This window comes from Paenibacillus zanthoxyli JH29, from assembly GCF_000520715.1.
Taxonomy (GTDB): Bacteria; Bacillota; Bacilli; order Paenibacillales; family Paenibacillaceae; genus Paenibacillus_AQ; species Paenibacillus_AQ zanthoxyli.
Map to the genome: position 1 here is coordinate 1 of NZ_ASSD01000129.1, position 701 is coordinate 701.

2 protein-coding genes are annotated in these 701 nt (G+C 51.8%); both read left to right on the top strand.

Features of this window, described 5'->3' with window-relative positions; genetic code table 11:
* The first annotated feature begins 57 nt into the window (after positions 1 to 57).
* Positions 58 to 342: a transposase gene (locus tag L691_RS0105195; protein ID WP_036735410.1), complete on the top strand. Its 285-nt coding sequence runs from the start codon at positions 58 to 60 to the stop codon at positions 340 to 342.
* 38 nt (positions 343 to 380) lie between these two features.
* The coding region (locus L691_RS0105200) for an IS3 family transposase (protein WP_156934167.1) at positions 381 to 701 on the top strand (321 nt) is incomplete at its 3' end.

Sequence of the window (701 nt, forward strand, 5' to 3'; positions counted from 1 at the left end):
AATAGTAGACACAGAATATACTGAAAGGAACAGCGAAGAAAAAGGAGACTGTGTCGAATGAAAAAACCTGTGTATGACGAAGCGTTCAAGCGACAGACGGTACAGCATATTAAGGAAAGCGGCAAGCCGGTGGCGGAGGTCGCCCGGGAACTAAAGATCAATGACAATACCGTGTACGGCTGGGTCAAGAAGTTTGCAGCAGAGCCTGAGATCACTGCCGCGCAGGTGTTCAAATCCGAAGAGCATCAGATGCGGGAGATGCAGAAACGTATCCGGGAACTTCAAGAGGAAAACGAAATCCTAAAAAAAGCGATGCACTACTTCGCAAAAGACCGTCGGTAAAGTATTCGTTCATCCATGAACACCGCTTCGAGTACCGATTGGAGAAGTTGTGCTGCGTCCTCAACGTATCTCGCAGCGGATATTACAAATGGCGGTCCAGACCGGAAAGCGAACGCGCGCGGCAACATCGGGAATGGACAGAGAACGTGAAGCAGGCGTATGCCCAGTCGAATGGGCTCTACGGCAGTCCCAAGCTCACCCGGCACCTCAAACGCAGCGGCATTGCCATCTCCGAGCGTACCGTCTCCCGGATCATGAAGATGCAGGGTTTGCGCTCGCGTACCGTCAAAAAATACAAGGCGACAACCAACTCCAGGCACTCCTTACCGGTTCAGGAGAATGTGTTGAACCGGGAGTTT